General features: G+C 65.0%; 21 protein-coding genes and 1 pseudogene. 15 read left to right on the top strand and 7 right to left on the bottom strand.

Annotated elements, in window-relative coordinates; translation table 11 throughout:
- Window positions 1–48: 48 nt before the first annotated feature.
- The 4 genes from AC50X5_RS07285 (at window position 49) to AC50X5_RS07270 (ending at window position 2,575) form a co-directional block, all read left to right on the top strand.
- Complete coding sequence (locus AC50X5_RS07285; RefSeq protein ID WP_494975442.1) at window positions 49–390, top strand: ArsR/SmtB family transcription factor; 342 nt, start codon at window positions 49–51, stop codon at window positions 388–390.
- Between the two features lie 9 nt (window positions 391–399).
- Window positions 400–900 carry an SRPBCC family protein gene (locus AC50X5_RS07280; protein WP_494975441.1) on the top strand — a complete coding sequence of 167 codons (501 nt, stop codon included), beginning with the start codon at window positions 400–402 and terminating at the stop codon, window positions 898–900.
- A 117-nt stretch (window positions 901–1,017) separates the two neighbouring features.
- A complete protein-coding gene (locus AC50X5_RS07275) occupies window positions 1,018–1,842 on the top strand; it encodes a hypothetical protein (RefSeq protein WP_494975440.1) in 825 nt (274 codons plus the stop codon).
- The gene (locus AC50X5_RS07270) at window positions 1,826–2,575 is read left to right on the top strand and encodes a LamB/YcsF family protein (protein WP_494975439.1); all 750 of its coding nucleotides are present in this window, start codon (window positions 1,826–1,828) and stop codon (window positions 2,573–2,575) included. The genes AC50X5_RS07275 and AC50X5_RS07270 overlap by 17 nt, the downstream gene beginning before the upstream one ends.
- A gap of 29 nt (window positions 2,576–2,604) precedes the next feature.
- Here AC50X5_RS07270 and AC50X5_RS07265 read toward each other — a convergent pair whose 3' ends face one another.
- Window positions 2,605–3,948 (bottom strand): DUF445 domain-containing protein, encoded by a 1,344-nt coding sequence (locus AC50X5_RS07265; protein WP_494975438.1) that lies wholly within the window; start codon window positions 3,946–3,948, stop codon window positions 2,605–2,607.
- Between the two features lie 50 nt (window positions 3,949–3,998).
- On the opposite strand from AC50X5_RS07265, the gene AC50X5_RS07260 reads away from it, so the two are divergent.
- The 4 genes from AC50X5_RS07260 (at window position 3,999) to AC50X5_RS07245 (ending at window position 6,680) form a co-directional block, all read left to right on the top strand.
- Entirely contained in the window at window positions 3,999–4,904 is a 906-nt protein-coding gene (locus AC50X5_RS07260) for a glycerophosphodiester phosphodiesterase (RefSeq protein ID WP_494975437.1), read from the top strand.
- 8 nt (window positions 4,905–4,912) lie between these two features.
- A complete protein-coding gene (locus AC50X5_RS07255; protein WP_494975436.1) occupies window positions 4,913–5,734 on the top strand; it encodes an AzlC family ABC transporter permease in 822 nt (273 codons plus the stop codon).
- Window positions 5,731–6,042, top strand: a complete 312-nt coding sequence (locus AC50X5_RS07250; protein WP_494975435.1) for an AzlD domain-containing protein — start codon at window positions 5,731–5,733, stop codon at window positions 6,040–6,042. Before AC50X5_RS07255 ends, AC50X5_RS07250 begins: the two co-directional genes overlap by 4 nt.
- 455 nt (window positions 6,043–6,497) lie before the next feature.
- Window positions 6,498–6,680: a hypothetical protein gene (locus AC50X5_RS07245; RefSeq protein WP_494975434.1), complete on the top strand. Its 183-nt coding sequence runs from the start codon at window positions 6,498–6,500 to the stop codon at window positions 6,678–6,680.
- A 51-nt stretch (window positions 6,681–6,731) separates the two neighbouring features.
- Here AC50X5_RS07245 and AC50X5_RS07240 read toward each other — a convergent pair whose 3' ends face one another.
- Window positions 6,732–7,367, bottom strand: a complete 636-nt coding sequence (locus AC50X5_RS07240) for a TetR/AcrR family transcriptional regulator (protein WP_494975433.1) — start codon at window positions 7,365–7,367, stop codon at window positions 6,732–6,734.
- Between the two features lie 110 nt (window positions 7,368–7,477).
- On the opposite strand from AC50X5_RS07240, the gene AC50X5_RS07235 reads away from it, so the two are divergent.
- Together AC50X5_RS07235 and AC50X5_RS07230 are read left to right on the top strand one after the other, a co-directional pair.
- Window positions 7,478–7,858: a thiamine-binding protein gene (locus AC50X5_RS07235; protein WP_494975432.1), complete on the top strand. Its 381-nt coding sequence runs from the start codon at window positions 7,478–7,480 to the stop codon at window positions 7,856–7,858.
- Between the two features lie 76 nt (window positions 7,859–7,934).
- Complete coding sequence (locus AC50X5_RS07230; protein ID WP_494975431.1) at window positions 7,935–8,612, top strand: O-methyltransferase; 678 nt, start codon at window positions 7,935–7,937, stop codon at window positions 8,610–8,612.
- Window positions 8,613–8,615: 3 nt separating this feature from the next.
- Here AC50X5_RS07230 and AC50X5_RS07225 read toward each other — a convergent pair whose 3' ends face one another.
- The 4 genes from AC50X5_RS07225 to AC50X5_RS07210 all read right to left on the bottom strand — a co-directional run bounded on the left by AC50X5_RS07225 (window position 8,616) and on the right by AC50X5_RS07210 (window position 11,684).
- Window positions 8,616–9,689 carry a YihY/virulence factor BrkB family protein gene (locus tag AC50X5_RS07225; RefSeq protein WP_494975430.1) on the bottom strand — a complete coding sequence of 358 codons (1,074 nt, stop codon included), beginning with the start codon at window positions 9,687–9,689 and terminating at the stop codon, window positions 8,616–8,618.
- A gap of 116 nt (window positions 9,690–9,805) precedes the next feature.
- Window positions 9,806–10,414, bottom strand: coding sequence for a DUF3618 domain-containing protein (locus tag AC50X5_RS07220; protein ID WP_494975429.1), 609 nt, complete (start codon window positions 10,412–10,414; stop codon window positions 9,806–9,808).
- On the bottom strand, window positions 10,411–10,836 hold the full coding sequence (locus tag AC50X5_RS07215) for a phage holin family protein (RefSeq protein WP_494975428.1): 426 nt from the start codon (window positions 10,834–10,836) through the stop codon (window positions 10,411–10,413). Before AC50X5_RS07215 ends, AC50X5_RS07220 begins: the two co-directional genes overlap by 4 nt.
- A complete protein-coding gene (locus AC50X5_RS07210; protein WP_494975427.1) occupies window positions 10,833–11,684 on the bottom strand; it encodes a hypothetical protein in 852 nt (283 codons plus the stop codon). Before AC50X5_RS07210 ends, AC50X5_RS07215 begins: the two co-directional genes overlap by 4 nt.
- 251 nt (window positions 11,685–11,935) lie before the next feature.
- Here AC50X5_RS07210 and AC50X5_RS07205 point away from each other — a divergent pair.
- Window positions 11,936–12,703 (top strand): annotated as a pseudogene (locus AC50X5_RS07205) (sigma-70 family RNA polymerase sigma factor); the annotation flags it as partial.
- A 53-nt stretch (window positions 12,704–12,756) separates the two neighbouring features.
- Here AC50X5_RS07205 and AC50X5_RS07200 read toward each other — a convergent pair.
- Window positions 12,757–13,668 (bottom strand): glycosyltransferase family 9 protein, encoded by a 912-nt coding sequence (locus AC50X5_RS07200; RefSeq protein ID WP_494976058.1) that lies wholly within the window; start codon window positions 13,666–13,668, stop codon window positions 12,757–12,759.
- Window positions 13,669–13,882: 214 nt separating this feature from the next.
- Here AC50X5_RS07200 and AC50X5_RS07195 point away from each other — a divergent pair, with 214 nt between their 5' ends.
- Genes AC50X5_RS07195 through AC50X5_RS07180 form a run of 4 tightly spaced genes read left to right on the top strand, consistent with a single transcriptional unit; the run spans window position 13,883 to window position 18,067 of the window.
- Window positions 13,883–14,536, top strand: a complete 654-nt coding sequence (locus tag AC50X5_RS07195) for a D-glycero-alpha-D-manno-heptose-1,7-bisphosphate 7-phosphatase (protein ID WP_494975426.1) — start codon at window positions 13,883–13,885, stop codon at window positions 14,534–14,536.
- Window positions 14,533–15,696 carry a glycosyltransferase family 9 protein gene (locus AC50X5_RS07190; protein WP_494975425.1) on the top strand — a complete coding sequence of 388 codons (1,164 nt, stop codon included), beginning with the start codon at window positions 14,533–14,535 and terminating at the stop codon, window positions 15,694–15,696. The genes AC50X5_RS07195 and AC50X5_RS07190 overlap by 4 nt, the downstream gene beginning before the upstream one ends.
- Entirely contained in the window at window positions 15,696–16,748 is a 1,053-nt protein-coding gene (locus AC50X5_RS07185) for a glycosyltransferase (protein WP_494975424.1), read from the top strand. Before AC50X5_RS07190 ends, AC50X5_RS07185 begins: the two co-directional genes overlap by 1 nt.
- The gene (locus AC50X5_RS07180; protein WP_494975423.1) at window positions 16,745–18,067 is read left to right on the top strand and encodes a glycosyltransferase; all 1,323 of its coding nucleotides are present in this window, start codon (window positions 16,745–16,747) and stop codon (window positions 18,065–18,067) included. The genes AC50X5_RS07185 and AC50X5_RS07180 overlap by 4 nt, the downstream gene beginning before the upstream one ends.
- Window positions 18,068–18,121: the final 54 nt, after the last annotated feature.

The raw sequence follows: 18,121 nt of genomic DNA, 5'->3' as shown, positions 1-18,121 counted from the left end.
GGGATGGAACCCTTGAACGCTTACCCATATGGGTATATGTTGGGTGTCATGGCACGAGCAGCTACCACGTCGGACGTCTTCAACGCGATCGCCGAGCCCCGGCGGCGGGAGATCCTGGCGCTTCTGCAGACCGGTGAGCGACCGGTGACCGAGCTGTGCCGGGAGCTGGCGATGTCCCAGCCGGGGGCATCCAAACACCTGCGGGTGCTTCGGGAGGTGGGACTGGTGCGCGACCGCAAGGCCGGCAAGCAACGCCTGTACGGCCTTGATGCCCGCGGGCTGCGTGCGGTTCACGAGTGGACCGGCGGGTTCGAGCAATTCTGGAACGCGAGCTTCGATCGCCTGGAGGCATACGTGCAAGACCTTAAACAGGAGAGGCAAGAGGAGTAGATGATGAACATGACTGGAAGAGAATCGCTGGCACCGTCCGCGACGGCCGACCGCGAGATCGTGATTTCCCGAGTGATCGACGCCCCGCGGGAGCTGGTATTTGAGGCGTTCACCGACGTTCGGCACCTGTCGCAGTGGTGGGGCCCGGAAGGGTTCACCACCACCACCCGGTCCTTCGAGTTCCGCATTGGCGCTGAGTGGGACTTCGTGATGCACGGACCGGACGGCACCGACTACAGCGAGTGGATCACCTGGACGGAGATCGTCCCGGCGGAACGGATCGCGATGCTCCATGGCGAGTACCGCGGTGACCCGAACGCATTCGAATCGGTCCTCACGTTCGCAGCCGACGGGGAGGGGACCCGGATCGAGATGCTCACGGTGTTCCCCACTAAAGAACTGCGCAACGAGGCGGTCGAGAAGCACGGCGCGATCGAGGGGGGTCAGCAGACATTGGGCAACCTGGCTGCCTACGTCGCAGAGATCCTTCGGAAGGGAGCGGAAGACTGATGGCCGGAAGGCGGGGAAGTATTAAGCATGCTTAGTGCCGGTCGGCTTAGGATGGAGAGGCGCAGGCAGCAACCGCTGCTTTGCACGTAAACGAAGCGGACCTGAACGAAGGTGACCATGGCCAAGCGCGCAAATCCTGCCGTAAAAATCGCCCAGCAGAAGGCCCACGATGCCGTATTCGACGCCGAAGGCAAACCCAAGCCGGGCGTCCACAACATGCTGCTCCGCGCCGTCGAAATCCAGCGGCCGCTGGTGCTGGCCAACCTTCGCCGGTTGCAGCGAAGGCATCCTCAGGCCACAGCCGCACAGTTGGCCGCCATCCTGGAACGCAACTACCTCGGCGCTGTTACCGGGGGCGGGGCACTCGTGGGCGCTACCGCCGTCGTGCCCGGGGTGGGAACGGTGGCGTCGCTGGGACTGTCCGCTGTGGCGACCGTTGGTTTCCTCGAAGCTACGGCCCTGTACGCGACCTCGCTCGCCGAGCTGCACGGCATCCGGCTGACCAACCCGGACAAAGCCAGCACCATGGTCATGGCCATCATGCTGGGGGAGGAAGGAACCACCCTGCTGGGCAGCCTCAGCGGGCAGGCGCGCGGCGTGGGCGGCGGTGCAACCAAAGCCTGGGGCGGCATCCTGTCCCGGGCCGTACCATCCGGTTTTGGGTCAGTCCGCGCACGGATCCAGAAAGCCTTCCTGCGCAGCCTGCTCAAACGGCAGGGCACAGCGCTGCTGGGCCGGGCCCTGCCGTTCGGCATTGGGGCAGTGGTGGGTGGTGCCGGTAACCTCGTCATGGGCCGTGCCGTCATCGCCAATGCGAAGGAGGCGTTCGGTCCGCTCCCGGACACCATTCCGGGCGAACTCCGTGCGGTGGCCACCGCCGCGGAGCCACCGGCGATTGAAACGCCCGGCCCGGAAGGCAACACCCTTGGATCTCAACGCTGACCTCGGCGAATCATTCGGCTCCTGGACCATGGGCAACGATCCAGCCATGTTCCAGATCGTCACCAGCGCCAACGTGGCCTGCGGCTTCCACGCCGGTGATCCCGTGACCATGCTGGACAGCTGCCGTGCCGCGTTTGAGCTCGACGTCACGGTGGGGGCCCATGTGGGGTACCGCGACCTGGCGGGCTTCGGCCGGCGGGCCATCGAGATGTCCTTCGACGAGTTGTTCGGCGATGTCCTCTACCAGCTGGGAGCACTAGACGGCGTGGCGCACGCCGTGGGTGCCTCCGTTGACTACGTGAAGCCGCACGGAGCCCTCTACAACCGGACCTTCCACGACATCGAGCAGGCCTCCGCGGTGGTGGCCGCCATCCAGGCCTACGATCCGGGCCTGCCGATCCTGGGCCTCCCCGGATCACAGCTTCTGGAGCAGGCGCGCGAGGCAGGCCATCCGGTCTTTATCGAGGCGTTCGTGGACCGCGCCTACCAGCCTGATGGAACTCTGGTGCCGCGCAGCCAGGAGGGCGCGGTGCTGCACGACGCCGGCATGATCGCCGAGCGGGCCGTCCGCCTGGCGACGCAGGGTGAGGTGGTCGCGATCGACGGGAGCGTAGTGAACGTCCGCCCCGACTCGCTGTGCATCCACGGCGACACTCCGGGTGCTGTGGACATGGCCGTTGCCGTGCGGGATGCATTGCAGCGTTCGGGCGTGGAACTCGCGCCGTTCGCCTAGCAGCCCCGGCGGCTGCCGGGCCGGGACCCCTACCCGAACACCAGGTGTGCCACCGTAAAGATGGCCAGCCCGGCCAACGATCCCACGACGGTGCCGTTGATCCGAATGAACTGCAGGTCCTTGCCCACCTGGAGTTCGATCTTCCGTGAAGTGTCCTCGGCATCCCAGCGGGACACGGTATCCGTGATCACGCCGGCGATGTCCGAACGGTAGGTGCGCACGAGGTACCCGGCAGCGTCGCCAATCCAGGTGTTCACCTTTCCGGCCAGCTCGACGTCGTCAACAAGCCGCTTGCCGAAGTCGCGCACAGCACTCTTGAACCGGACGGTGAGCTCGCTCTCCGGATCCTCGACGGCGGTGAGCAGCGCGTTCTTGACGGTAGCCCACGTGCGTGAGGCCAGTTCGCGGACCTCGGGATCGCCCAGGATCTGGGACTTGATGTGCTCAGCGCGGGCGATCATGGCTGGATCATGCTGCAGATCCTTGGCCAGCGTGTTCAGGTAGGTATCGATGGACTTCCGGACCTGGTGCTCCTGGTCTGCCTGAACTGCCTGGGCAAACCTCAAAATTTCCAGGTACACCTTGTCCGCAACGATCCCATCCACGAACTGCGGAACCCACGTCGGCGAGCGGTCCGCCACCAGCCTGGTGACCGTCTGGTGGTTGTCGCGGACCCAGTCGGCTGCACGGTCCACCAGCAAGTCAACCAGCGAGTGGTGGTGGCCTTCGGTAAAAATCCGTTCAGCGAGCCGGCCCACGGGAGGCCCCCATGGCGGAGCCAGCAGATGCTTGCGCACCATTGCCTCGATCACTGCCTGGACGTCGTCGTCATTGAGGACCTTGAAAGCTCCCCGGATGGCGGCGGCGCCCTCCTTGGCCACCCGCTCGGCGCCGCCGGGACCGGACAGCCACTGCCCGGCCTTGCGGGCGACGTTGATGCTGGCCAGTTTGTCCTGGACCACCTGCTCGGAGAGGAAGTTGGTCTCCACGAATTCGCCCAGCGACGCACCGATCTGGTCCTTCCGGCGCGGAATGATGGCTGTATGCGGGATCCTGATGCCCATGGGGTACTTGAAAAGCGCCGTCACGGCGAACCAGTCCGCGAGGGCGCCCACCATGCCGCCTTCGGCCGCGGCCCGCACATACTCAAGCCATGGATAGTCATCCTGAAGCGCGAACGCGACGACAAAGATCACTGCCATAAACAGCAGCAGGGTCAGCGCCACGGCTTTCATCCGGCGCAGCGCGGCAGCCTTTTCGGCATCGCCGGCGCTGAGATCGGAGAGTCCGACGGCGGCGGGAGGTTTCCGGAACGGCGGACGCTCGTGGACGCCGGGACCTGCGGGGGGTGTTGGCTCAGTGTTCACCTGCATGTGCCCAGCCTAGTGCCGGTCGCTGACACAGGGTTGGCTAAGGTTTCTTCATGACATTTGACGAGTCCTCACCTGCCCGTCCGCTGGTCTACGCCCACCGGGGGGCCAGTGCCGCGTTTGCCGAACACACCCGTGCCGCATTCATGCAGGCCCTGGCGGACGGCGCTGACGGGGTGGAATGCGATGTCCACCTGACCCGCGACGGCCATGTGGTGCTGCTTCACGACACCACGCTGGACCGCACCTCCGACGGTACCGGACCGGTAGCCGAGCACACGTTGCATGAACTGCGCCAGCTTGATTTTTCCTCGTGGAAGGGCACCCGGATTCCGGAGGCTTACGGGGCCAAATCGGAACAGTTCCTGACGCTGGAGGACCTCCTGGAAATCCTGCAGGGCGCCGGCCGTCCTGTTGGCCTTGCCATCGAGCTCAAGCATCCCAGCCCATATCAGCTCAAGCTGGAGGACCGGGTGCTGGAGGTTCTGGAGGAGCATGGCTGGACCCCGGAGGCATCTGTGGTGGATAACATCAACGTCTCCTTCATGAGTTTCAGCTCCGACTCCATTTCCCATCTGCTGCGCACGGTTCCGGGTGACTTCATCTGCCAGCTGGTCCATGAGGTGGATCTGCAGGACCTTCGCGAGGACCACGGGCTTGGTCCGATCGCCCGCAGCGCCGTGGCCAACGTAATGAGGGCGGCCCAGCTGGGCGCAGAACGGGTTCTGGACGACTGCCAGGTGCTGCTCGCCGGCCCCGGCATCGACTACGTACGCCAGCACGCCCGGACGGTGCAGCGCTGGATGGAGTCGGGCCGCCGTTTTCGGGTCTGGACGGTGGACACCGAGAAGGACGTGGCGTTGTGCCAGGGACTGGGCATTCATGAGATCACCACCAACAAGCCAGCCAAGGTCCTGGCCCAGATCGGGAGTCGGGTAGGCTCCGTAGCCTGTGATTAAGTAGGGGGATGCGTTTGAAGCTGATGGAATCGCCGGCCGTTCGGGTTGGACTGTCCCTCAGCGTTGCCACAGGCCTCTATGGCGTCTCCTTCGGCGCCCTGTCCGTCACCTCGGGCCTTGATTTCTGGCAGACCATGGCGCTGAGCCTGCTCCTGTTCAGCGGTGGCTCGCAGTTTGCCTTCATCGGTGTGGTGGGCGGTGGTGGCTCCGGGGTTGCTGCCATGAGTGCGGCAACCCTGTTGGGCATGCGCAACGGCATTTACGGCATGCAGCTTAACGCCCTGCTGCGGCCGAAGGGCTGGCGCAGGTTCGCGGCCGCGCAGGTGACAATAGACGAGTCAACAGCCACCAGCACCGGGCAGACCGATCCCGACGAGCAGCGCCGTGGTTTCTGGGCAGCCGGGATCGGCATCTACGTCCTCTGGAACCTGTTCACCGCCGTCGGGGCACTGGCGGGAAGCGGCCTCGGCGATCCGAAACAGTGGGGGCTGGACGGCGCAGCTGTCGCTGCTTTCCTGGCGCTGTTGTGGCCGAGGCTGAAGGGCCGCGAACCGGTAGCGATCGCCGTCGTCTGCGCTCTGGCCACCGTCCTTGCGGTCCCCTATGTTCCGGCCGGCGTCCCGATCCTGGTGGCCGCTGTGGTGGCTGCCGTCGTGGGGTGGTTCAGCCACGGACGCAGTGATGAAGGACTGGAGCCCGACGTCGAGCCTTACGAAAAGGAACACACGCACCGTCCCCGAGGGAACACCAAAGGGAAAACCGAAGGCAAGGGTGAGGGTAAGCGCCAGGGAAGCCCGGCAGCAAGGCACCAGCAGGAGGACCTCTTATGAACCTCTGGCTGTGGATCCTGATCGCCTGTGCCCTCGCCTACGCGTGGAAAGTGGCCGGCTACCTTGTGCCGACAAAGCTGATGGAGAACCCGCGAATGTCCCGGATTGCCGGGACCATGACCATCGGCCTGCTGGCGTCCCTGACCGTGGTCAATGCCCTGGCCACGGGGCAGTCGCTGGTTCTGGATGCGCGCCTTGGTGCCTTGGCGGCCGCTGCGGTAGCCCTCATCCTTCGCGCCCCCTTCCTGGTGGTAGTGCTCGCCGGCGCGGGCACCGCGGCAGGATTAAGGCTCCTCGGCTGGGGCTAGGGCAGGGGCCGCACGTCTGGTGCTGTGGTGGTAAACGGCCACCGGGGTTAGCATGAGAGTGGCTATGCAGTTGGCCATGAACCTGACCGTCGGCGGAAATTCGTCGTTGTAAGTGGGGAGCATGGACAATAATCGGCATCGCACCAACAATCCCAAAGCAGACAATTCCATATGTGTTCCAGCCGTCCAGGCAGTGGCCGGAACAAGGCCCAAACGCTTCTACCGGGAGTTTCCTGCACTGCAGGCTGTACCCGTAGACGAACTGGTTACCTTGCAGTTGTACCTTCAAGACGCTGCAGGCCCGCAGGCCTCAAGCTCCTCATGGGAGCTCCTGGCGGCGGTCAACCAGGAATTGAGACTGCGGGCAGGCGGGTCACCCGACCCGTTTGCCAGTAAGGGAGAAGCGGGAAGCATGCCGTAGCAACCGAGCCGCGAACTGGAAGGACCGCCATTCCATGAACCACGAATCAGCCGCTCGCCCCGGGGACTCCACCGGGTCCCTGTCTACGCGCGAACTCCGCGACCTTGCCCGCCGCCGTCGGGAGGCCGAGGAGAAGCTGCAGCAGCACCTCAAGGAAGCTGAGCACCACACGCCCAACGACGGGCTGCACGAGGGCCACCATCACGTGCGCGAGTAACGCCTGCCGGCAAGTGCACTTACAGCTCCGGTACGTGTAGGTCCCGGCCGGTCAGCCCAGCGTGGTTCCCGGGAAGGGATCACCGGGCAGGGGCACCTGAGCCGGAAGCCTACGGGCCAACCGCTGGATGCGGAGGGCATCCTCCACCAGCGCCAGCGGGCGTCGCCAGGCGTCTGAGCCGGGTTCCATGGTGTCCACAGCGCCAATCAGCATTGCCAGCAGGCGCACCATGTCCGTCAGCGAAACGTCGTCGCGCAGGGTCCCCTGGCGCTGGCCACGGCCTAACAAGACGCCAACTGATTCGATGAGGCTTCCAGTAATGCCGATCAGCAGTTGACGCCGGCCGGCCACCGCTCCCAGCAGGTTCGCGTCCTCGCTGGAGGTCGACATAATGGCCTCCATCACCAGGAAGAGGCCGGCTGCCGAATCTTCCTCCAGGAGTGCCTGGGCAATCACCGGATCGACCCGGCTGCGCAACTGCCGGTCCAGGGCCGCCAGGACCAGGTCCTCTTTGTCTGCGAAATTCCGGAACAGCGTAGCGGGACCCACTCCCGCCGCTGTGGCGATGGTCTGCAAGGGCACGTCGGGGCCGTATTCGCGGAAGCATTGGGTGGCCGCGGAAATGATTTTGTCCACGTTTCGGGCGGCATCCGCACGGAGGGGCTTGCGGTCTGCAGCGACGTTCATTCCACCAGATTAGCCAACGCGTGCCACCAGTGGCGGGTTACCCTGCAGTAGTCCAATTTGTGACGCTGGCAGGCCTGCTCGAGGCTGCAGAGGCATGGCAGACTGGCCTTATGTTGCTTGCATTTTCTGTTGCCCCTTCCGGAACGCCGTCCGAATCCGTCGCCTCCGGTAGCGGCGCCGGTCCTGGAGGAGCCGCCCTTGCAGGCGCTTCCGCTCCGGGCGCCTCCGACGCGTCAGTCCACGACGCCGTTGCGGCCGCCGTCAAAGTGGTCAGGGAATCCGGGTTGCCCAACCGGACCAGTTCCATGTTCACGGAGATCGAGGGTGAGTGGGATGAGGTATTTGATGTCGTCAAACGTGCCACCGAGGCGGTGGGCCGCTACGGCAGCCGGGTCTCCCTGGTGATCAAGGCCGACATCCGCCCGGGCTATTCCGGCGAGCTGACAGCCAAGGTGGACCGGCTCGAAGAAGCGCTCGGCAAGCAGGACTAACGCGCCACGCAAGACGATTGACGCAATCTTTGGCAGGCCCTTCCGCCGTGGATCATCCGGTGCCAGACTTTGGGCCATGTTCGAACACAAGGTCCAGCCATCCTGGGCGGCGGTGGAGCAGTACCTTAGTGCCGCCGTCGTCCGTCCTGATACGTCGCTCCAGCGAGCGGTGGTGTCTGCCACCGAAGCCGGGATGCCTGCCATAGAGGTGGCACCAAACGCAGGAAAGCTGCTCAACCTGCTGGTGCGCATCTCCGGCGCTAGAAGGGTCCTGGAGATCGGCACCCTGGCCGGATACAGCACCATCTGGATGGCACAGGCCCTGCCGGAGGCCGGCCGCCTTGTAACGTGCGAATACCTGCACGAACACGCAGCCGTTGCGCAAGCAAACCTGGAAGCGGCAGGCATGGACCAGCAAGTGGAGATCCGGGTGGGCGCAGCCCTGGACATCCTCCCGACGCTGGAAGCTGACGGCTCCGAGCCCTTCGACTTGGTGTTCATTGACGCGGACAAGCAGCACAACACCGATTACCTTGAGTGGGCCATCAGGCTGGGCAGGCCGGGAACTGTCATCGTCCTGGACAACGCGGTCTGGGAAGGCGTGATGCTGGACCCGTCAATCGACGACGTCAACGGACCCGGCATCAAAAAGGCCCTGCACATGCTGGGGGAGGACCCCCGGCTGGACGCAACGGTGATACAGACCGTCGGCGCCAAGGGCTGGGACGGTTTTGCCCTGGCAGTGGTGCGCTAGCGGCTAACCCTTATCCCCGTTCTGCTGTTCGCGCAGTTCCCGCCCGCGCTTGACGTCCTCTTCTTCCTGCGCCTGCAGTTTCTCGCTCTTCTTGGTGTCGCGCGGCGGCAGTTGGATGGTTTCCTCCGCTTCGATGCCGGCCTGAAGCTGGCGGCCCCGCTCGGTTTCGGCGTCGAATTCGGCACCGAACAGAAGTGACATATTCAAGATCCAGAGCCACAACAGCATGATGATCACGCCACCGATGGCTCCGTAGGTCTTGTTGTAGTTGCCGAAGTTTGCCACGTAAAAGCCAAATCCGAGCGATGCCACCACAAATACCAACAACGCGATGAAGGAGCCCATGCTCATCCAGCGGAACTTGGGTTGCTTCACGTTGGGCGTGGCGTAGTACAGCACTGCAATCAGGAGCACCACCAGGACCACAATGACCGGCCATTTGGCGATGTTCCACACCGTTAACAGCACCTCACTGAGGCCAAGCGCGCCGCCCACCGCCTCGGCCACCGGCCCGCTGAGCACCAGCATGCCAGCCAGAAGGGCGACGGCGACAAGGGACAGCAGCGTTACCGCCAGCATGGTGCCACGGAGTTTCAGGAACGGCCGGCCCTCGTCCACTTCGTAGACGCGGTTCATAGCCCGGCCAAAGGCCCCCACATAGCCGGAGGCGGACCACAGGGCCGTCAGGAGGCCGATCACGAAGGTGAATCCGGCCGCCGGTGATGCCGCAAGTTCCTCGATGGGTCCGCGGATGGTGTCCATCGTGGAGCCTGGCGCGACGCCCTGCACAATCTCCAGCAGCGCAGAGGTAGTCCGGGAAGGATCTCCAAAAAGGCCAAGGATCGAGACAAGGGCAAGGATGCCGGGAAACAGGGACAACACGGCGAAATATGTCAGGGCTGCGGCGAGGTCCGGGCACTGGTCCTGGCTGAATTCGCGGAAGGTTTTTCTGGCGATGTATTTCCAGGACGGTTTGTTGAGGTCCGTTGGGCTGTCCGGCTTCCGTGAATCGTCTGGTGCCGGTGCGTTGGCGCTTTTCGCAGTGCTGGTTTCGGGCTGGTTGTTACTGGCGACCACTTGGCTGTCCTTTCAATGCTGGCTTGTTCCTGCAGGCAACGCTTCCTGCCGGTCAAGCAGCGCGGCCGGCCCTCCCGTGATGCGGGACAGCCGGCCGGTGGCAGGATGCTGCAGGATCAGGAGTTGCTGAGATTGCCCCTGGCGTCGTCGGCCCGGCCCTTGACCTCCGAGGCAGCGTCCTGGCCCTCGGCCTTGACGTGCTCGGCGGCCTCGGCCGCGCTGGCCTTGACGTTTTCGACGGCTTCCATGGCCGGTTCCTTCAGACCCTCGGCCATATCCTTGGCGGCCTCGGTCAGTCCCGTGGTGACAGGTTCCGCTGCGGACTTCAGCTGTTGGGCGGCTTGGCGCTCCTTTTCGCTGGCAGGGAGCAGTGATCCCAGCAGGAGCCCGGCGCCGAAGGCAACCAGGCCGGCGGCGAGCGGGTTTCCCTGCGTCTTGGCCTTGACCTGGTACGGTGCGTCCTTAACCGCATCGCCGGCGTCGTGCATTGCCGAACCCATGCCGGATCCGGCGTCGTGCATTGCCGAACCCATGCTGGATCCGGCGCTGTCTGCTGTGCCCATCACCTTGTCCTTAACACCAAAAACGGCATTTTTGACCTTATCCGTCTGCCGGTGGACGACGTTTGACGGAGTGACCTTGTCGGCCACCGCATCGACGTTGGTACCAAGCCGACGGCGTGTTGCTTCAATATCTGCACGGATGACGTCCGGGTTCTCGCTCATTTTCTGTCCTCACCGGGTTTGAGTGTTGAAGGGATTTCCTGCAGGGTCTCCGTGGTCTGAGGGAGACCCTTAACTTCCTTGAGCTTCTTACGGCCAATACTGGCCAGAATGGCTGCCACAATGCCCCAAAGCACTGCAACGACGACGGCGGACCAACCCAGTCCCATCAGCTCACCCAAGGCGTACCAAAGGGCGATGGAGAGGAAGAGCAGTACGAAGTGCCCGGCAACGCCGGCACCGGCCAGCATGCCGCCGCCTTTTCCCGCGCGGCTTGCCGTCTGCTTCATCTCCACCTTTGCCAGCTCCATCTCCTGGCGGATCAGGGTGGACATGTCGCGGGTGACATTGCCGAGCAGGTCGCCGAGGGAGGTGTTGTCCGCCTTGACGTGTGCCTCGCTGGGAGGCATCTCGGACGAACTCATCGGGGCCCTCCTGTTTCCGGCCAGCCTGTCTCGGGGTCATCCGCAAGCGGGGTTCCGGTGCCCGGGCCGGTTCCCGGGTAGGGGCCTGCTCCCGTGCTGGTGCCTGCTCCGGTGTACGGATCGGTGCCTGCACCGGTGCCGGCGTAGCCCGCGGTAGTGGTCGAGGGGCCCGGCAGTTCGACGGCAGGCGGTGGCACTGCGCCGCCATAGGCAGGCCGCACCGGTGCTCCTGCGCCATAGGCGGTGCTGCGTGTCCGGCCATCTGCGTCGGAATCCCCGCCCCCGGTCAGGCTCCGGCTGAGCCGCCCGGCCAGGACGCCGGCTCCGGCAGCCAGCAGAAGGAAAGCACCAGGTCGTTGCCGGGCAAAGGACTTAACCTCGTCGAGGAGGGATCCGGGGTCCCGGTCTTCCAGCCACTGGGCTGCGGAAGCGGATCGGTCCGCAGCCTGACGGACCAGGTCGGTGGCCATGCCCTGCTGGTCCGAGGATGAGGCCATGGACTGCAACTCATCAGAGATGGACCGGAGTCCGGAAGCGACCTTCTGCTGCTGTGTTCCGGCCTGGCTGGCCAGGTCCTCACGGGCTTGGTAGAGGAGGTCCCTGGCGTTGTTCTTGGCCTCGGCAGCGACGGTGGAGGCCTCATCCCTGGCGGTCTCCGCCACATGCTGCGCGGATTGCCTGGCGGTCTGGGCAACCTCTGCGGCCTCACCTTTGACGGCTTCCTTGGTGGAACCGTCGTTGGTGCCGGTGGTGGATCCCGTGCCGGTGGTGCCGGTAGCCGGTGTCGGATTTAGTGGGTCCGGAGGACGGGTGTAGGCGGGGTCCTCGGTCCATTGGTTCTCTGTCATCTTCGCTCTCTCTTTCCAGGAAGCAGGATTACTGATGCAGAACCAGCGGTACTGGCCGCAAGATAGTAAGCATGATTACTATCAGTTAGTAACCTACCCCCGCAAGGGCGTTTTTACACAGGGGGTGGCAAAGTTTCCGGCCAGTAAGTGCCATTCGGGAGAACGTTGTTTAATAAGTAGGCTTATGGTTTCCTTTTTGATAAGTCTTGCCGCAGGCTTCCCGTGATCCGGGGTATAGAAGGAGCCAGCCCATGCCCGACTTTCAAGCTGCACTCATTGATGGCCCGCCGCCGGGAGAAGCGTTCCAGGCGGCGGAAATTCAACGCGTGACGGTCCCGCCGCGGGGAGCGGGCCGGCTTCAGCAGACGTTCAGGGAGCATCTGGTTCTTGACTACCTGAACCTGGCTGAGTCCATAGCTTCGAAGTTCGCCACGCATGGCCGCGATCGGGCGGACCTGACGCAGGTTGCCTACCTTGGCCTGGTCAAGGCGGCCAGGGGCTTTGAGGAGTCCAAGGGGGATAGCTTTGCCGCCTACGCAGCCCCCACCATTACCGGCGAGCTGAAGCGATACCTGCGCGATCGCTGCTGGATGGTCCGTCCGCCCCGTCATATCCAGGATCTGCGTTCGCAGCTCCTGCGGGCCGAGCGGGAGCTGGGCCAGCAGCTTCGCCGTGAACCCACCGAAGCTGAGCTGGCTGCTGAACTTGACGTGGATGTTCGTGAAATCCGTGAGGCCTACATGGCCTATTCGAGCATGCGGCCCGATTCCCTGGACAGCGCCGCGAGCCATGACGAGGGGCCGTCCCTGGCCGAATCGCTGCCGCATGGCGCCAACGAAGACGGCGATCTGGTGGACGTGCTCTGCTTGGGCCAGGCCATTCGCGAACTGGACCCCGCAGACCGGGCGCTGCTGTATGGCCGGTACTACTGCGAGGATTCACAGGCAGAGCTGGGCAGGAAGTTTGGCATGTCCCAGATGCAGGTCTCCCGGAGGCTCGCCCGTATCCTGGTGGCCCTGCAGCGAAGGTTGGTGGACGATCCAGACTTTCAGGGCAGCTTCCAGGAAAACCCTCAGAGCAGCTTGAGCTCCCGGATGGCCGCCAGGGAATCGTCAACGGTCACGGCCAGCAAAGCCGGGTCCGGTGTTGCAGCAAAGGTGTCACCAAGGCGGAATTCGGGACGCGTCAGCGCCAGGTGAGGACCGGGCGGCGGCCCCCAAATTTCCACAGGCGCGGGGCCGAACAGCACCACTGACGGCGTTCCGTAGGCGGAGGCCAGGTGGGCCGCGCCGGTATCCGCAGAAAAAACCAGGCACGCTGCGGCAACCGCTGCGGCAAATTCTGCCAAGGACAGCTCGCCGGCCATTACCGTGCTTGAAGGCAGCCCTGCCTGCTCCGCCACTTTCAGGGCACGCTCCCGCTCCGCCTGGCTCCCTGTAAAGATGACCTGATGGCCGGCGCCAGCCAGTTGGGCCGCCACTGCCGCGAACCGATCCACCGGCCATAGCCTGCTGCCGTACGCCGCGCCCACGTGCACCACTGCTGCTCCGGGAGCGGGACTGGCGACGCCGGGTGGCTGGAGTCGGCAGTCCAGGGGGTCCGCTTCGATGCCATGCCACTGCAACAGGCGGGTCCAGCGCTCCCGCTCCGCAAATTCGTCGCGCCACGGCGGCCCGTTGAATCCCGCTCCCTCATGGGTAATCACCCGGGCGGCATCCAGGGCACCGATCCGGTGCTGGCTCTCGGGCCCGCTACCGTGCAGGTTTACGGCAATGTCCACCACGCCAGGTGGCAGCGGTACGGGTACGTCCAGGCCGTGCGTGGGGAGCAGTTCCCAACCTCCCACAAGCTCGACGGCGTCAGCGAGCCAACCTTGGGCCGCGTACAGCCTGCGGTGCTCCGGGAAGGCCCGCCGCAGGGCGTGCAGGGCCGGGACCGCCACCAGCAGATCGCCGAGCTTCAAAGCCCGCAGCACAAGGAGTATTGGCTGCCCGCTGCCGGAAGACCCAGGCGAGGACGCAGTTAAGGGCGTTGCGGAATGTGTGGCGGACGGGGCTGCTGAAGTTGTTGGGGCCACGCGGTGTTTCCTCCCGTTCGGCACATGATGCGGCTGCGGAAAACCGACCCTCAACGAGGATCAGTAGAAGAAGTAGTAAGTCTACTGTTTAGCTTCTCCGGACGCGGGGAACCTAGCGTGTATGGCAATCTCTTCGCGCCACCAGCTCAAGGCCGTCCTGTTCGACAGAGACGGGACGCTGGTCCTTGATGTGCCTTACAACAACGAACCGGATTTGGTCCGCCCATCACCCGGCGCCCTGCCCGCTGTCTCCCGCCTGCGAAAATCGGGCCTGTTCACGGGTGTAGTCACCAACCAGTCGGGAATCGCGAAGGGCCTGTTGACCGTGCACCAGATGCACTCCGTGAATCTTCGGGTGGAGTCGTTGCTGGGCCCCTTCGATGTCTGGGAATACTGTCCGCACGGGCCAGAGGACGCCTGCCGCTGCCGTAAGCCACAACCCGGAATGCTGCTGTCGGCCTGCAATTACCTTGGCATCCGTCCGGAGCAGGCCGTCTTTGTAGGAGACATCGGCTCCGACATGGAGGCTGCCGCCGCAGCAGGAGTCCGCGGAATCCTGGTGCCGACGCCGGTCACCCTGCCCAAAGAAGTAACAGCCGCGCCGGAGGTGGCGGCGTCTCTCGAAGAAGCCGTGGACCTCATCTTGGGAGAGGCGCCACCGGAAGCACATGAGCCGGAAGCGACGCTGCCGATATTACGAATGCCGGACCCGGAACTGCAGGAACTACCTGGCTTGAATCGACGTTCTCTGCCATCGCACGGGGGTACACCGTGAGCCGGGTATTGGTGGCCCGGCTGGATAGTGTGGGCGACATGCTGCTGGCCGGTCCTGCCATCCGTGCGGTCGCTGCGGGCAGGCCGGACGGCGCCATCGGCATCACCAACAACACCGGCCAGCCAGCACCAATCAGCCTGCCCGGAAAAACCGGCGCCAATGACGTGCTGGTGCTCTGCGGACCCCAGGGTGAAGCAGCGGCCCGGCTCCTTCCCGGTGTGACAGACGTTTATACCTGGCCGAGCCCGTGGATTATGAACCCGGCTCCGGACATCACGGCCGAATCCGTGCAGTCCCTCATCGCCTACGTCCGCAATTCCAGGATCTCCGAAGCCGTAATCCTGACGTCCTTCCACCAGTCTCCGTTGCCGCTGGCCCTGCTCCTGCGGCTTGCCGGGGTGGGGAAAATTACTGCTGCTTCCACTGACTACGCCGGCAGTCTCCTGGATGTGCGGCTGAAACCCGGTGAGGACTTCCCCGAGGACCTGCCCGAGACGTTACGTGCCCTCACCATCGCTGAAGCTGCAGGTTTCCAGCTTCCCCCTGGCGATGAAGGCCTCCTGAGGGTTGTCGATCCGCCGGACGTCACAGACCTTGTGGGCGAGGGTCCCTACGTGGTGGTGCACCCCGGTGCGAGCGCACCGGCCAGGGCCTGGCCACCGCTGCATCATGCTGCCGCCGTCGAACTTCTGGAAGGTGCCGGGCACCGCGTGGTGGTAACCGGCGGCAAAGGAGAGACGGCCCTGACCGCGACCGTGGCAGGACCGGGAGCCCTTGACCTGGGCGGACGAACGGACCTGCGCACCCTGTCCGGGGTGCTGGCGGGAGCTGAGGCCGTCGTGGTGGGGAACACCGGACCGGCCCACCTGGCAGCAGCGGTAGGCACGCCGGTGGCCTGCCTGTTTTCGCCAGTGGTGCCGGCTATCAAATGGGCGCCGTATGGCGTTCCGCTGGAGCTGCTGGGCGACCAGACGGCCGAATGCCGGCTGACGCGGGCCCGTTACTGCCCGGTGCCCGGCCATCCTTGCCTGGATTCGGTATCTCCGGAGCAGGTGGCCGAAGCGGTCGAACGGCTGATCAGCGGAGTCAGCTCCCTGAGCACCCGGCTAAGCACCGGTCACCGGCGTGCTGCCGCCAGGCAGCGAAGAGGGAGGTTGTGATGCGCATTCTGTTGTGGCATGTCCATGGCTCATGGACGGATGCCTTTGTCCGGGGCAGTCATGAGTACCTGCTTCCCGTGGCACCGGAGGGCGGACCATGGGGACTCGGCCGGGGCGGCCGGGACTGGCCGGCGGCCACAGAGACGGTCCTGGCAGAGCTGGACCCGGACAGCGTTGATGTGGTGGTTTTGCAGCGGCCGGAAGAAGCGGAGGAGGTGCAGCGTACCCTGGGCAGGCGCCCGGGTGTTGATTTGCCGGCCGTCTATGTCGAGCACAACACCCCTAAGGGGGACGTTCCCTCCACCCGACATCCGCTGGCGGAGCAGCGCAGGATTCCAATAGTCCACGTCAGTTATTTCAACGACCTCTTTTGGGACTCCGGCGAGGCCCTGACAACTGTGGTGGAGCACGGCATCGCGGACCCCGGATACCTGTACACCGGCGACGACGAGTCCTTGGGCGTGGTGGTGAATGAACCCGTGCGGCGGGGCAGGGTGACGGGAACTGACCTGCTGCCGCGTTTCGCTGAGACAGCACCGCTGCAGGTGTTCGGGATGGGTGGCGACGGGTTGCCCGCCGCGGTCGGACTTTCTGCTGACCGGCTCACCATCCGTGGTGATCTGCCCACCGCGCGGCTGCACCGCGAACTGGCCGACTGCCGGGCCTACCTTCACCCGTTGCGCTGGACGTCACTGGGCCTGGCGCTGCTGGAGGCGATGCACCTGGGCATGCCCGTGCTGGCCCTTGACACTACCGAGGCGTCCAGGGCTGTGCCGCCGGAAGCCGGACTGGTCAGCAACAACATCGCCGAACTGCAGCGCTGCGCCGCCCTTCTGATCAAGGATCCGGAGGAGGCCCGGCGCCGTGGCCTCGCCGCCCGCGAGGCGGCCCTGGCCAGGTACGGCCTGGCCAGGTTCTTGTCGGACTGGGACACAATCCTGGCCGACCTTGCCCCTGGCAGGGGAAGTACCGATCGGGCCAGTAACACCCGGGCCAACCCCGCGCTGTCCACCAACCCACTGTTGTTCCCTGCGGAAAGGAACATCCCATGAAAGTCGCCATGATTTCCGAACACGCGAGCCCGCTGGCAGCGCTGGGCGGGGTTGATGCCGGTGGCCAGAATGTCCATGTTGCGGCACTGGCAACGGCACTGGCCCGGCGCGGTCACAGCGTGACCGTGTACACCCGCAGGGACTCGGTGGACCTGCCGGCGCGCGTGCAGGTAGGCAGGGGTGTGGAGGTTGTCCATATCGACGCCGGACCGCCCACGCATGTGCCCAAGGACGAACTCCTGCCGTTCATCCCGGCACTCGGCGCAGGCGTGGCCGCCGACTGGGAGTCGGCCGCCTTCCTGGCCGGTGGAGCCGGCGAATCAGGGCCGCCGGATGTGGTGCACGCACATTTCTGGATGTCCGGACTGGCAGCGCTGGACGCGGTCCGGCTGCAGGCCGCCGGGCGTAACGGCCGCGGCCGGACCTCGCGGACGGGATCCCGGATTCCTGTCCTGCAGACGTTCCATGCTTTGGGAACCGTGAAGCGGCGCCACCAGGGAGTTCAGGACACCAGCCCCGCGGACAGGCAGTTCCTGGAACCGTCCGTGGGGCAGGCTGTGGACAGGATCATTGCCACCTGCTCCGATGAAGTGTTCGAGCTCAAGTCGATGGGGATCGGTGCTGCCAAAATCTCGGTGGCGCCCTGCGGTGTGGACCTTGACCTGTTTTCGGATCAGGGTTCCGCAGAGCAGAGGGGTCGTAAGCATCGCATTCTGTCAGTAGGCCGGCTTGTTCCCCGGAAGGGCGTGGATACGGTGATCTCCGCATTGGCGCAGCTGGCCGAAAAGGGGCGTGACGACGTCGAACTCGTCATTGTAGGTGGCGGCGGCACTGCCGATGACCTCGCTGCAGACCCCGAGGGCCGACGGCTGCAGGAGCTGGCACGGGAATTGGGTGTTGAGGACCGGGTGGTTTTCCGCGGGCAGGTGTCCCGGGACGCCATGCCGGGCATCTTCCGCAGCGCGAGCGCCGTGGTGTGCACGCCATGGTACGAGCCGTTCGGCATTGTCCCGCTCGAGGCTATGGCCTGCGGGGTTCCCGTTGTGGCCGCGGCGGTTGGCGGACTGGGGGACACTGTCCTGAACCACCGCACCGGCCTGCACGTCCCGCCGAAGGACGCGGAGGCGACCGCAGCAGCCATCGCCCGCCTCTTGGATAATTCCGACATGGCGGCGGCTTATGGCCAGGCCGGCGAGCGCCGGGCGCGGGCACGTTACTCCTGGGACCGGGTGGCACAGGAGACGGAGAGGGCGTACCGGAAGGCATTGCAGGGAACGGCCACGTCGGAGTACGCATCAATGCAGGAGGTGGCGCTGTGAGTACGCAAGCAGTAGTTCCAACCGGTACCGGTACTCCCGCCGGTACTTCTGGTG

The organism is Pseudarthrobacter sp. MDT1-40-2 (assembly GCF_059383595.1).
This window is presented reverse-complemented; position numbering and strand designations above follow the sequence as displayed.